Here is a 12,003-nt window from a genome sequence, read left to right on the forward strand (position 1 = left end):
GGCTTGGGGCGAGCAGGTTCCAGGATCGACATGAAGAACGTGGCCGTCGATGAGATTGAGTACATCGAGTTGTGCGTCGGAGATCTCCTCCAGTCGACCCGCTTCTTCACGGACGCGCTGAACTTCCGTCGCGTCGCGGAAGGCGGTCCGGAGACGGGGCTCGAGGCGCAGCGCTGCGTGCTGATGCAGCAGGGCCGCTGCCGGGTGCTGCTGACGCAGGGGCTCACCCCCGAGTCTCCCTCGTCCGAGTACGTCCAGCGTCACGGTGACGGCGTGCGGGACATCGCGCTGCGCACCCCGGACCTGGTGGCCACCTACGCGCACGTCATCGAGCGCGGCGCCCATCCGGTGCGCGAGCCCGCCATCCTCCAGGACGGCCACGGTCGCCGCGTGCTGAAGGCCACCGTGCAGGCCATGGGCGACGTGGTGCACTCGCTCATCGAGCGCGAGGGGCCCTGGGAGGGCTTCCTACCCCCGGGCCTGCGCGCGGTGGACGCGCCTCAGTCAACGGCGAAGGAGCTGTTCTCCGGCCTGGACCACGTGGCCATCTGCCTGTCCCCGGGCACGCTGGACGCCATGGTGCGCTTCTACACGGAGGCCTTCGGCTTCCGGCAGTCGCACGAGGAGAACGTCAAGACCCACGGCAGCGGGATGAACTCCAAGGTGGTGCAGAGCCCCTCCGGGCGCATCTGCTTCCCCATGCAGGAGCCCATCTCCCACGAGAACCCGGGGCAGATTGGCGAGTTCCTCGCGCGCCACGGCGGACCGGGCGTGCAGCACCTGGCCATGCTCTCCCCTGACATCGTCGCCAGCGCGCGGCAGCTCCGGACGCAGGGCATCGAGTTCCTGGACATCCCGGCGGCCTACTACGACCGGCTCGAGGGGCGGCTCGGCCCCATTCCCCTGGACCTGGGCCCGCTGCGCGAGATGGGCATCCTGGTGGACCGGGACGCATGGGGCCTGCTGTTGCAGTCCTTCACGCGCTCGGTGCACCCGCGGCAGACGCTCTTCTTCGAGGCCGTGGAGCGCAAGGACGCACGCGGCTTCGGCGGCGCCAACATCCGCGCCCTCTACGAGGCCGTGGAGCACGAGCTGAGCCGGGCCCAGTCCTGAGCGCTTCGGCGTGTGCGAAAGCGTCGTACGGACGCCCGCACCATGCCGCAGCGCTGGACCTCAGTCGCCTCGTTCGTCGACGCCTGTGTCGGCCTCAACCGCGCCGTCTGCGTGGCGGTCGTCCACGAACCTTGCAGTCCCTGAGCGTTGGCGAGAGCGGCCTGTGCGCTGCCGGCCCGAAGGATCTGTTCCTCTACGACGGCGCAGCCTGGACGCGGATCGACTGACAGGCAGCCACGGAACAGACGCGCGGCGGCGTGGTCGAGGCGGCGCCCTTTGTATTGAGCGCATGGCGGTTACCGCCCCAACAGCAGTCCCTTCGCGGTTTCCACGAAGCGGCGCAGGGGCACCGACTGCTGGTTGCGGCTTGGGTAGTAGAGAAAGTACCCCGGCACCATGGGGGCATATTCTTCGAGCACGACCTCGAGCTCTCCCCGACGCAATTCATCGCGGATCCATGCCTCCGGCGAGTACGCGAGGCCGAGCCCTCGCTTCGCAAGCGTCGAGCACAGGAGTCCGTCGTTGGTTGCAATGCCGCCGCGCACCGGAACGCGCCAGGACTTGCGCCCCCGCTCCAGTTCCCACGCGTACAGCGCGCCAGTTGTCGGCGACCGGAACGTGATGCACTCATGCTCGAGCAGGTCCTCGGGGCGCCGCGGACGGCCGTGCTTGGCCAGGTATCCAGGTGAGCCGACCACGACGAAGCGGAAAGGCTCTGTGAGTCGCACTTGCACCATGTCACGCTCAATGCTCTCGCTGAGGCGAACGCCGGCGTCGTAACCGCCTGCGACGATGTCCACGAAGCGCTCGTCGAGAACGAGCTCGATCTCGACACGAGGGCATCTCTCGCGGAACGTTGGCAGCACGGGTTCAAGGATGAGCGACACCGCCGCATGCGGCACTGAGAGTCGGAGTCGCCCGACGACCTCACCATGCTTCGCGGAGACCTCCGCGAGCGCGGCGGCGGTCTGGGCGAAAACGGGGCCGACACGGTCGACGAGGCGGCGCCCAGCGTCCGTAAGAGAGACGCTCCGCGTCGTGCGCTGAACGAGTACCACCCGCAGGCGCTCCTCGAGCTGCTGCACGGACTGACTCACGGCCGAGCGCGAGATGCTGAGCTCGCGAGCGGCGCCGATGAAGCTGTTGGCACGGGCGACCGCCAGGAATGCCTGGAGCTGCGTAAACGGGATGTCGTCCATGACCTTGCTTCGGCCCGTACGGCCTTGATTGTCAACTTCAGCTTACCAAGGCATCCATTACTGGGCCCTTTTGCATCAAGGGCGTTGGGCACATGTTGAGTCCGGAAAGCAGCGAAACGATGACGAGGCTGGATGGAATCTGGCCGGGGCCGGGAGGCCAGGCGCCCGAAGTCTACGCCTGGTAGCCGTGCGGCCACAGGCTCGCGAGGGCCTGCCTCGCGGTCTGTATCCCAACATCAATCTGGAGAACGAGACATGAATCCGACGTATGACTTCAAGGGGCAGGTGGCCCTGGTGACCGGCGCGGCGATGGGAATGGGCCTCGCCACGGCGCGAGCCTTCGCACGGAGCGGAGCCTCTGTGGTGCTGGCGGATCGCGATGGGGAGCTCGCTGCGAAGGAAGCCGCGAAGATCGTCGAAGAAGGCGGTATCGCCATCGGTGTGGCCTGCGACGTCACCGACGAGGCGCAGGTCGCCGCCGCGGTCGATCGGACAGCGACGGAGTATGGCCGGCTCGACATGGCGTTCAACAACGCTGGCATTCAGGTCCCCCCGAGTGACGCCGCGGAGGAGCCGGCGGAGAATTTTCATCGTGTCATGGCGGTCAACCAGTTCGGTGTTTGGGCGAGCATGAAGCACGAGCTGCGCGTCATGCGTGAGCAGGGGTCTGGCACGGTCGTGAACAACTCGTCGCTGGGCGGCCTGGTCGGACTCCCACAGCGCGCGGCGTACCATGGCACCAAGCACGCCGTGCTCGGCATGACCAAGAGTGCGGGCGTTGAGTACGCGCCGCGCGGCATCCGCATCAACGCGGTCTGCCCCGGTACCATCGACACGCCGATGGTGCGGGACATGCTGAAGGGCCAGGCAGACGCGATGGAGGGAATCTTGAAGGAGCAGTCGATTGGACGGCTCGGTCGGGCTGACGAGGTTGCAGCCGCCGTGTTGTGGCTGTGCAGTCCGGGCGCGAGTTTCGTGGTCGGCGTCTGCCTGCCGGTCGATGGAGGATTCACCGCACATTGAGCACGGAGCCGAAGATGTAGCCGTCCCGTGGATCCGCGGACGCGATTCGACGGCGCTCTACGCAGGCAAGGCCCCGTGCCGAAGCGAAAAGAACAGACGCCAATTCCTCATGGCCTTCACGCTCCTCAACTGCTCTCTGGCGAGTGGGCGTGGGAGGCCGGCCTCCGCGGTCGGTCCTGAGAGAGCAGGCCTCTCGATCCGTCTTCACGGAAGCGCACTGGGCCCTGCGGAAGGCCGAGGGCGTCTGGCCGAAGTGCCGATGGAGCGCGCGGTTCAGTCCGGAGTTCGTCATCGATGGCGGGACGGTCCCCACGGCATGAAGGCGGGTGGGGCTGCCATCCACTCCGCGTCAGTACGGTCTTCTGCTATGAAGTCCGCGCGGTCGATAGGAGGGGGTGGTCTCTTGAGACGGGTTGCAAGCCATGCGTGGGTGTTTCTCGTTGCAGTTGGGTGCATGCATAAGCCTCAGGGGTACCAGGTGAACGGAGTGACCCTGACAACGAGGGAGGAGGCCGCGGCCTCTGGCTTCAAGCCATGGACGCTGTCGGTTGCCTTCGGTGCCCGGCAGGATGGTACCCAGTTGCTGCTCGACTTCATGAAACGCGCGGAAGCCGCAGGGGGGCGTTACGTGAGCGACGTGCACATCGTGCTGGCGAGTGACCAGGATGGGGAGCCGGTAGAGTGCCGGACGGAGATTGTGCCGGAGTCTTCAGTTGAGATTGGCCGAACGCTTCAAAGTACGCCGGGGCGTACCGAGATGCGGCATCACATGGTTCCTGTCACGAAGACTGGGCAGTCTCAAACGGTCGTCGCAACAGCTGACGCGAATACTTCGGCAGGCGTTCGCCATGCAAGTGTTTGACGCGGGCGCCCGTTGAGTTCATGCGCGATGGCGTCGAGTTGCTTGCCAGAGAGGGCGCTCAGGTCCACGCCCTTTGGGAAGTATTGGCGAAGGAGACCGTTGGTGTTTTCGTTGCTGCCGCGCTGCCAGGGGCTGTGCGGGTCGCAGAAGTAGACTTGGACCTGCGTGTCGATGGTGAAGCGTGCGTGCTCGGCCATCTCCTTGCCCTGGTCCCACGTCAGCGAGCGGCGCAGGTGTTCGGGCAGCCGCTGAATCTGCGCTGTCAGCGCCTCGCGGACGCGCTCTGCCGTCCGGCCGTGCGGCAGCTCGAGCAACATCACATAGCGGCTGTGGCGCTCCACGAGGGTGCCGACAGCGGACTTGCCTGCCTTGCCGATGACGAGGTCGCCCTCCCAGTGGCCCGCGACGGCGCGGTCCTCAGCTTCCGGTGGCCTCTGGCTGAGCATCACCATGTCGCGCAGCTGGCCGCCCATGTCGTTGCGCTTGCTGGGCCGGCGCTGGGTCCGGCCTGTACGCAGGCAGGCGGCGAGCTCTTTGCGGAGCGCGCCTCGTGCCTGCACGAAGAGCGAGCGGTAAATGGTTTCGTGAGACACGCGCATGTGGGGCTGCTCGGGGAAGTCCGAGCGCAGTCTGGCGGCAATCTGCTGGGGGCTCCAGCGCCGGGCCAGGCACTGCTCCACCTCGTCCCTCAGCGGGCTGCTTTCGGCGAGTTTGCGGTGCTTGGGACGACGCGCCCTGCGCTCAGCGCCTTCCTCGGCACGCCACGCCCGGTACTTCCTCCTGCCACCCGTCGCGGCCACGTCGCGCGACACGGTGGACGCGGAGCGTCCCAAACGACGCGCGATGGCGCGCATCGACTCGCCCGCCTGTACGCCGCGCGAGACTTCCTCGCGCTCCTGCAGCGATAGGCGCAAGGGCGAGCGCGGGCGCGCGCGCGGCGCGACTCCGCCCGTCTTCACCAGGAGCCGCTGAATGGATTTCTTCGAGCAGCCGATGGCCAGCGCCGCTTGCTCAAAGTTCTCGCCAGCGATGACACGCCGACGAATCTCCAGCCTGTCCTCACCTGTCAGCCTTGCTGCTTTCCCTCTGCCTCGCACCCAGTGCCTCCCGTCAAGCAGGGTGCCATGGTGAGCACCCACGTGGTGCGTTCACCGCTTGAGACCGCCGTGGCTTCGGGCCCGTCTGCGGCGACTCCGTGTGTTGTGATGGGGAGACGCCGTCCAGCTGTCCGCAGGACTGCCCCTACCTGTCTGACTTCTGCTACGTGAGCCCCATGGGGTTCGCGTCCGCGTCCTCCGCCGGCCTGTGCGCCGTCTGTGGTGACAGCATCTGCGACCCCAGCGCGGAGAATGTCTACAATTGCCCGCAGGACTGCGGCAGCCCCGGTTACTGCGGTGACAGCGTGTGCAATCCCAACACGGAGAACTCCTACAACTGCCCGCAGGACTGCGGCAGCCCCGCCGGCTACTGCGGCGATTACACCTGCGACCCCAGCACGGAGAATGCCTTCAACTGCCCGCAGGATTGTGGCTTCGGGCCCGTCTGCGGCGACAGCGTGTGCTGCGACGGGGAGACGCCGTCCAGTTGCCCGCAGGACTGCCCCTACCTGTCTGACTTCTGCTACGTGTCGCCGGGCCACTGAGCCCGTGAGGGCGCGCGGGTGGCTTCAGCGCAGCTCCACCGTGAGCCCGCCGAAGGTCATGGCCTCCAGGTGACCGTTGTCTCCGGAGTGCGTCATCGGCGCCTCCGCGAGCCCCACCGCCACCAGCGAGTCCCCGTCCGCGTCCACGCCCAGCAGGTGGAAATGGCGGCCCTGGCCCTCGGGGCCGGGCCGCCGCGTGCGCACCGTCTGGCCATCGGTGGACGCGAGCGCGAGCAGCGGGCCCGCACCGCGCGAGATGCTCATCCCTCCGTCCCACCGGTCCCAACCAGAGGCTCCCACGGCGACGAGCCCCGCGTCCGTCCAGCGCAACGCGGAGAAGTGGTCCGCGCGGCCCGTGTCCACGCGGTGCTCGAAGCGCAGCGCGCCCGAGTCCAGCGACAGCACGCCCAGATAGCCGTCATAGGGCGTCATCCGGTCCTCCACGCCCGGCGCGGACGGGTACCAGGCGATGGTGCCATCCGTGCCCTCCGTCACCACGGTGCCCGCGAGCGCCACCTCTCCGTCGCGCACCGCCATGTCGAAGACGACGAACTCCGCTGCCCGGGTGGGGACGAAGACGTGCGTCCCGATGCGCGTCCCCACCGGCGTGAAGGCCGTCATGGCGAAGGGCTGCCGTTCGGTGTCCGAGGGCGTGGTGACGTCATCGCCGGAGCGGCAGTGCACGGAGGTGAAGTCATTGAACGTGCGGCTGGAGGCCAGGCAGCGGGAGCTGTTCCAGGTGCGCCCCACCACCAGCCGTCCGTCCGCGTCCACCGCGAGCAGCGGCCGGAGCGCGGCCTCGCGCCAGCGGAATTCGTCGTAGGCCCAGGCGGCCGGCTGGGTGAAGTGGCTCCCGTCGACGACGCGGGTCCACTGCTCGGTGTAGCGCCCGTCCTTCCACTGGAGCGTCATCACGCCCGACGCCTGCTCCCAGCTGGCAGGTTCGCCAGGGGGGACGGCCACGAGCGACAGGAAGGCCACGGCCAGGTCCTCGCCGCGGGCCTCCGTGCGCAGCCAGCCGTCGGTGAGGGCGTGGACATAGGCGGACTTCATGTGGAACGCGGGGGGAAGCAGGGTTCCCCCCAGGTCGGCTTCGGGCACCGTCCTGGGGATGGGCAGCCGCTCCCAGGACAACACCTTCCCCTCGGAGGACAGTCGCACCAGGTCGTACGTCGGCCCTGGCGCGATGGTGCGCTCGAGGCCCACGGTGACCTCCCCGGACGGGTGCACCGTGAAGTCACTCAAGTGGTCACGGGCCACCGCGTCGAACCGCCACAGGGGCGTGCCGTCCCGCGCGGACACGGTGAGCCGGCGGGTGTCCCGTCCTTCCGCGTCCTGCGTCGTCTCCAGCACGAAGGTGCGTCCAGCGGCCCGCCGCACCTTGAGCCCGCCGAAGTCCGCGCGCGGCCGCACCCGGGAGGACGGGGCGCCCTTCTCGAACGCCCGGATGAGCCCGGGCGCGGCGCAGTCAGCGCCCTCGCACGGAGCCGTGGGCCCGTCCGTCCCGTGACAGGCGGAGGCGCCCCATGACAGCAGCGCACCCAGCAGATACCGCGTCCGGCGGGGGTCCATGACTCGCATGCCCCATCATACGAAGGCACGCGGCCCGGCGGGTCGTGCCCGCCGGACCGGAGGCCTTCCCGCTACGGCACCGACACCGCCTGGAGCGCGGCGCGGCTGGGCTGCTCATCCCCCGTGACGCTCACCACGAGGCGCTGGAGGCAGCCCGCGAACTCCTGCTTCAGCGCGTCCGCCGTCACCGCCTGGAGGTGCGCGGGGCGCTGCGCCACCGACTCCACCGGGAAGCCCCGCACGCGCGCCTCGAGCAGCGCCTCCACCCACGCATCCGTGGAGATGAACGACACCCCCTGCCGCGCCAGCAACCGCGCGCGGGCATTCGCCAGGTCCTTTTCGGACACCTCCTTCGCGAACGCCGCCAGCGTCTCGCGCAGCGACGCCACGCCTTCGCTCATCCGCTGCGCATCCAGGCTGCCGCCCAGCAGGAGGTGCGCCGCGCCGCCCCGGCCAATCCAGGGCTCGGCGCCGAAGCCGTAGGACGCTCCCGTTCCGGAGCGCGTCCGTTCGTAGGCCTCCACCTCCAGCAGCTCCGCCATCAGCGCGTAGCGCGCCTCCAGCTCCGGCGTGGCCGTGGGCAGCCGGCAGGCCAGCTGCACCTGGCCCTGCGTGGCCCCGGGCCGCGCGGTGAAGAGCGTGTTCACCTTCGCGGACGCCGCGGGCAGCGCCGGCGCGGGCGGCACGGCCACCGGCTGCGGCTTGCCCCGGCTCCAGTCGCCCAGGTACTTGCGCACCATCGGCTCGACGTCCTTCACTTCGAACTCCCCCGCCACCACCACCGTCGTGTTGCCCGGGCGGTAGACGTCCTCCAGCCACTCCTGCGCCTCCGACCAGGACACCTTCGCCATCTGCGCGCCCGTGGCCTCGGTGGCGTAGGGGTGCGTGCCGTAGAGCGCCTGCATCAGGTTCCGGTGCGCGAGCACTTCCGGCCGCGTGTCCACCGCCTCACGCCAGGGCTGCACCTGCTCGCGCCAGTAGCGCACCACGGCCTCCGACGTGCGGGTGGTGGACAGGTCCTCCGCGAGCATCGCCAGCATGTTGCCCACGTTGCCCGCCGTGCCGGCCATGTCCACGCGCACGTGGTCCAGCGCCGTGCGGGTGGACTCGTGCAGGCCCCAGTCGCTCGGGCGGCCCTCGAAGTGCGACTCGCGGAAGGAGCCCCACTTCGCCAGGTCCGCCACGCCCGGCTTCACCCCGTGCGCCGTTCCGCCGCCCATCGCCGCGCCCACCCGCACCACCGGCAGGCCCGGCCGGGGCACCAGCAGCACCTCCATGCCGTTCTCCAGCTTCAGCACCTGCACGGGCGCCGTGGTGGCCGCCAGCATGGACGGCGTGACGCGCTCGCCGCCCTCCACCGCGGGCTCGCCCCCGGGCAGCTTCGCCAGCGTGGGGAGCGCCGTCGGCGTGCCGCTCTCTCCCGGCCGCACGAGGATGGCGTGCGCCCGGTCGCGCTGGAGCCACTGGTACGCGAAGTCCGTCACCTTGCTCCCGCCCAGCCCCATCAGCGCCATCTGCGAGCGCGTGTACGAGCGCACGTCCGTGGTGAAGTGGGTGAGCAGCGCGCGGCTCCGGGTCCGCGCCAGCAGCCGCTCCGACTCCAGCACCATGTTCGTCACCACCTGGCGGCGCAGGGACTGGAAGTTGAACTCCTGGCCCAGCACGCCGCTGGCTTCAATCTCCCCGCTCCAGGTCTTGTGCACCTGGTCCAGGACCTTCTCCGCGCTGCGCTCCGGGTGGTCCCCGCGAGACAGGTGCACGCGCACGATGAGCAGCGACGCGCGGGTGCCGGGCACCAGCCCCGTGGAGATGCCCGCGATGTCGCCATCGCTGCGCACCGCCTCCCAGAGGTTGCTGTCCAGGCTGACGCCCACGAAGTCATGCAGGGCGCTGGCCTCGTCGAAGGAGCGCGGCAGCACCCAGGACAGGTACAGCTCCGGCGACGGCACCGCCGCCGCGTACACCGGCATCGTCTTGCTGACTGGAGCGACCGCGGGCTCCGGGCGCTTCGCGGGCAGGCGCGTGTCCAGGGCCAGCGGGGCGCCGGTGCCCACCCACGCGGGCGGCAGGTTCTGAAGGAGCGTGGCCTCCACCTCCGCCAGGTCCACGTCCCCGGAGATGACCAGGGTGACGTTGTCCGGGCGGTAGTGGGCGCGCGCGAAGCGGTGCGCGTCCGTCAGGGTGAGGGCGGACAGCGACTCGTGCGAACCCACCACGGGCCGCGCGTACGGGTCCCCCGCCGGGAACGACGCCGCGTGCACCCAGCTGAACACCTGGCCCACGTAGCCCGTCTCGTTGCGCTGGCGCAGCTCGTTGCGCACCACCTCGCGCTCCACCGCGAAGACCTCCGGGCTGACGTTGGAGAGCGGCGACGACAGCCGCTCCCCCTCCAGCTTCACCAGCGCGCCCAGCGACTCCTTGGGCGCGAGCTCTTCATACGCGGTGTAGTCCAGGCTGGTGGAGGCGTTGGAGTGCCCAGCGCCGGAGGCATTGAGCCGCGCCTGCACGGAGGGCCCGTTGGCGGGACGCGCGCGGAAGGCCAGGTGCTCCACCAGGTGCGCCAGTCCCTCCTTGCCGCCCGGATCGCTGGAGCCTCCCGCGCCCACCACCGCGACCACCGCCACCACGGGTGCGCGCGCATCGCGCTCCACCACCACGCGCAGGCCGGACGGCATGCGGAAGTCACGCAGGGGGAAGGACACGTCGCGCATGACGACCTGTCCTCGCGGAGGAAGCGTGGCGCAGCCTCCCAGGGTCAGGGACAGGGAGGTCAGCGCGGCCATGGCCAGGCGCGAGGCGCGGACGGAACCCGACAGGAAAGACATACGACTCCAGGCACGAACCCGGAGGCAGCCCACGAAGGGCCCACGGCCCCACGCCTCCCCCGGGCGGGAAATGAAAAATGTGGATGATGGAACGACCGGGGAGACAACGTCTGACCGGAGCGGACCGCGAAGGGCAAAGACAGACGGCGACAGCCTCATAGCATGCTCACCCGTGGCGCGTCATCTCACCCTCCCCGCGGGAAGGGGATGGCAGGAATTGCAGGGAGCCCGGGCTCCGCCAGGAGCACCGTCGAGGGCTTCGGGGTGGACATCCACCTGGTGGCGGACGCCCGGGTGAAGAACCGGACCGTGAGCCTCACGCCCCGGGAGGCGCGGCTGATGCCCACGGAGTCGTCGCTGGTGACGCGATGGGTGGGGAACATCGGCTCGGGGACCGGCTATCAGTCCCCGCCCGGTGTTCCGGTGGAGGGCTCGGTGACGCTGAAGGACGCGACGGCGTATGCCGCGCAAGGGCACCTCGTCTACTGCTACGCGGATGGCGGCGGGCTGACGTGCACCTTCGACGTGTTGAAAGATGGCGAGGAATGACGCGGTGGGACTGACATGAGAGGGAGAGACCTTGGTTAAAATGGGCGGATGCTCCGACCCCTGTCCCGCAGTGCATTGTCGCTGTTGGTGTGCGTCTCGACTGCTACCGCCTGCGATTCCGCTCCCCAAGGCGAATGCCGCGGCGCCTACGGCGCCCGGCGCGTCGCCTGGCCCCTGGCGAGCAACATGCTGAGGGTCGGGGAGCGCATCGGCGCAATCGGCGGGCCCAATGGCACGCAGCTCATCCTGTTCTACACGCCCGACGACGACTCCGGGCTCTCGAGCTTCGGCGTGGACATCTGGATGCCGGGGCTGCGTCCGGTGACGGAGGGGGGCTGGTCCGCGAAGCTCCTGCGGCAGGGGGACTCGCTGGTGGCCGAGGACACGTCGAAGGTGGGCGACTGGCTCCCGATCGCCTCCAACCTGGTGGGCTATCCCTCCGTCGCCGGCATCCCGACGGAGGCAACGCTGACACTGGAGCGGCGGGCCTACGCGGATGGGCAGGCCCAGGGCCGCTTCGTCTATCGCTACGAAGACGGCGGTGAGCTCACGTGCACCTTCAACATCATCCAGGACCCGCCCCAGGGCGAATGACGGAGACCAGGGCGCGCGGCCAGAAGGGGTAGGCTTGGAGCCATGGGCGTCCACGACTACCGATGCAGCGTCTGCGGTCCTCCCTCGTCGTTCGAGTGCGGTGAGAAGACCGGCAAGGAGTGCGAGGAGGAGGGCATCGGCAACGACGAAGCCATCCTGGACCTGTTCTTCTTCGCCGCCGATGAGGCGCCGGAGGACGCGGACGCCTTCGAGGAGGCCCGGGGCCGCGCCCGCCGCACGCAGACGAAGCCCTACGGCTACGACTGGGGCGAGTGGGAGTTCGTCCCCAGCCTCAACTACCGCGAGCTGCTCATGGACGACGATGACGCCACGGGCGTCTGGCGCATCGAGCCGTACGAAGAAGACAGGAGCGACGGCGGCCCCGTCTCGCTGGAGATTCCAGACGGCGAGCGCGTCTGGGTGGTCAATTACTGCCCTGTCTGCCATCCACTGTTCGCGGAAGGGAAGACGCCCGCGGACGAGCCCTGTCTGGAATACCTCCGGGCCGTCGCCGAGAACCTGGACCTGGACTTCGACGGCGTGAAGGGCAGCGCGGACAAGCCGGCCTTCATCGCCACCGTGCGGGAGCGCGTGGCCCGCAGGCGGCCCGTGGCCCGCTGACGC

Annotated in this window: 10 protein-coding genes; 6 read left to right on the forward strand and 4 right to left on the reverse strand. The window is 69.4% G+C overall.

What is annotated here, in order from left to right; genetic code table 11:
* Window positions 1-30: 30 nt before the first annotated feature.
* Window positions 31-1,113, forward strand: a complete 1,083-nt coding sequence (gene hppD, locus D7V77_RS01250) for a 4-hydroxyphenylpyruvate dioxygenase (RefSeq protein WP_158624256.1) — start codon at window positions 31-33, stop codon at window positions 1,111-1,113.
* Between the two features lie 296 nt (window positions 1,114-1,409).
* Here hppD and D7V77_RS01255 read toward each other — a convergent pair whose 3' ends face one another.
* Window positions 1,410-2,312 (reverse strand): LysR family transcriptional regulator, encoded by a 903-nt coding sequence (locus tag D7V77_RS01255; RefSeq protein ID WP_120574436.1) that lies wholly within the window; start codon window positions 2,310-2,312, stop codon window positions 1,410-1,412.
* 255 nt (window positions 2,313-2,567) lie between these two features.
* On the opposite strand from D7V77_RS01255, the gene D7V77_RS01260 reads away from it, so the two are divergent.
* Window positions 2,568-3,335, forward strand: coding sequence for a glucose 1-dehydrogenase (locus tag D7V77_RS01260; protein ID WP_120574437.1), 768 nt, complete (start codon window positions 2,568-2,570; stop codon window positions 3,333-3,335).
* A 798-nt stretch (window positions 3,336-4,133) separates the two neighbouring features.
* Here the strand turns inward: D7V77_RS01260 and D7V77_RS01265 are convergent.
* Complete coding sequence (locus D7V77_RS01265; protein WP_233596572.1) at window positions 4,134-5,294, reverse strand: IS30 family transposase; 1,161 nt, start codon at window positions 5,292-5,294, stop codon at window positions 4,134-4,136.
* A gap of 98 nt (window positions 5,295-5,392) precedes the next feature.
* On the opposite strand from D7V77_RS01265, the gene D7V77_RS01270 reads away from it, so the two are divergent.
* Complete coding sequence (locus D7V77_RS01270) at window positions 5,393-5,839, forward strand: hypothetical protein (RefSeq protein ID WP_120574438.1); 447 nt, start codon at window positions 5,393-5,395, stop codon at window positions 5,837-5,839.
* Window positions 5,840-5,863: 24 nt separating this feature from the next.
* On the opposite strand, the gene D7V77_RS01275 is transcribed toward D7V77_RS01270, so the two are convergent.
* Complete coding sequence (locus D7V77_RS01275) at window positions 5,864-7,420, reverse strand: hypothetical protein (RefSeq protein ID WP_147451947.1); 1,557 nt, start codon at window positions 7,418-7,420, stop codon at window positions 5,864-5,866.
* A 62-nt stretch (window positions 7,421-7,482) separates the two neighbouring features.
* A complete protein-coding gene (locus D7V77_RS01280) occupies window positions 7,483-10,236 on the reverse strand; it encodes a pitrilysin family protein (RefSeq protein ID WP_120574440.1) in 2,754 nt (917 codons plus the stop codon).
* A gap of 207 nt (window positions 10,237-10,443) precedes the next feature.
* On the opposite strand from D7V77_RS01280, the gene D7V77_RS01285 reads away from it, so the two are divergent.
* The 3 genes from D7V77_RS01285 to D7V77_RS01295 all read left to right on the forward strand — a co-directional run bounded on the left by D7V77_RS01285 (window position 10,444) and on the right by D7V77_RS01295 (window position 12,000).
* Complete coding sequence (locus D7V77_RS01285) at window positions 10,444-10,785, forward strand: hypothetical protein (RefSeq protein WP_126935581.1); 342 nt, start codon at window positions 10,444-10,446, stop codon at window positions 10,783-10,785.
* A gap of 186 nt (window positions 10,786-10,971) precedes the next feature.
* On the forward strand, window positions 10,972-11,379 hold the full coding sequence (locus tag D7V77_RS01290; protein ID WP_120574442.1) for a hypothetical protein: 408 nt from the start codon (window positions 10,972-10,974) through the stop codon (window positions 11,377-11,379).
* 42 nt (window positions 11,380-11,421) lie between these two features.
* The gene (locus D7V77_RS01295; protein WP_120574443.1) at window positions 11,422-12,000 is read left to right on the forward strand and encodes a hypothetical protein; all 579 of its coding nucleotides are present in this window, start codon (window positions 11,422-11,424) and stop codon (window positions 11,998-12,000) included.
* Window positions 12,001-12,003 lie beyond the last annotated feature (3 nt).

Source organism: Corallococcus sp. CA041A (genome assembly GCF_003612075.1).
Taxonomy (GTDB): Bacteria; Myxococcota; Myxococcia; order Myxococcales; family Myxococcaceae; genus Corallococcus; species Corallococcus exiguus.